The organism is Lonsdalea quercina, from assembly GCF_900107885.1.
GTDB lineage: Bacteria > Pseudomonadota > Gammaproteobacteria > Enterobacterales > Enterobacteriaceae > Lonsdalea > Lonsdalea quercina.
Map to the genome: position 1 here is coordinate 1 of NZ_FNQS01000032.1, position 1,252 is coordinate 1,252.

Below are 1,252 nucleotides of genomic sequence, written 5' to 3' on the forward strand. Positions count from 1 at the left end.
ATTTCATTCAACGGATAAGAGATATAGGTCGCGGCTTCATTATCCAGGGCATAGGGCGAATTCATCACAAACAGAGCATCCGGGGCTTCGATTGCAGCAGCAGCCAGGGCAATCATGGTTCCCTGACTGTGCGACAGCACCGTCACCGTATCTTCAGGATGTTTATCACGAATTGTTTTGATTAATTTCGCCAGGCGGCCTGCCGCATGCGCATAATAATGCCGCGGCGGCGCGGCAGTCAGGAGCCTGTCACGCTCTCCATTCAGTAACTGCGTACTGAAGGGGACTGGAACACCAAGCACAGAAGGCCAGTTATCAAATCCTTTATCACTCCACAGGCTGACCAGCTGATTGCAGCCATTCTGGAATGGGCCTCCGCCCCAGTAAAATGGGCCTTTGCTTTTTCGCTGCTCAGGTGTCAGGTCGTAATAATTATCACCCTGTTTGTTTTTAAGCGGAATGGCATATTTAAATTTACCATTTTTAAAATCCTGCTCCGTGGCACGATAGCCCCAGTAAAAACGGATAACGGGGGAGCGGCCTTCTGCGGTTACTTTCCTCGGAGGAACTATCCACTTTTTAGGTGTTTCATTACTCCAATCTGCTTCTGCATATTTATTTGATTCTAACCTGTGATTGCCTTTCAACCCCAGACGCTCATTCAATCCGTCACATAATGCTTTCTCTGCATTTTTGTACCACTCCCCCTCTGAATTTACGCCGTGTACAAAAATAACCATTCCTGGTAACTGCAACGGCGGTTGCACCTCTGCATTTATCTTAATATTTTTATGTGAAGTCATTGAGTAAGCAAACGGAGCACCATTATCTGTTGTAAGCACCGCGACCTTACGGGTGGGCGAGGTGATATTGTCTTTATCATTCACGATTATTTCCCCTGAGACTGCACAGGTTCCAGTATCCTGTCACACTGCATTCGGGTTTGCTTTACTTTAGATATATCATCCATCGGTAGTTCTTTTTGATATTTAGGCCCCGTCACCCCCGGATAACCATTTAATCGAGTGGATTCTTCATCTGGATCAAATGTCCATTTTAATACATAAGCAGTATCCTCAGACCTTTCTCCAAATGAATATTCGATCATATAAAATCCTTCATTCGTTACTAACATATCGTAGTCTTTTGTATCGCCATTCGGGTCCTGCGTATTTGACCCGTAAGGCGCCGAGCGTATTGTTTTACTACCATCTGTCGTCACAGCAATAACATTCAGACATCCTTTATCAGA

At 45.4% G+C, this 1,252-nt stretch carries 2 protein-coding genes; both read right to left on the minus strand.

Annotation, left to right across the window (positions count from 1 at the left end):
- A partial coding sequence (locus tag BLU64_RS16925; protein ID WP_425311886.1) for a T6SS effector phospholipase Tle3 domain-containing protein occupies nt 1-887 on the minus strand: 887 nt, incomplete at its 3' end.
- A gap of 2 nt (nt 888-889) precedes the next feature.
- The coding region (locus BLU64_RS17470; RefSeq protein ID WP_425311887.1) for a T6SS immunity protein Tli3 family protein at nt 890-1,252 on the minus strand (363 nt) is incomplete at its 5' end.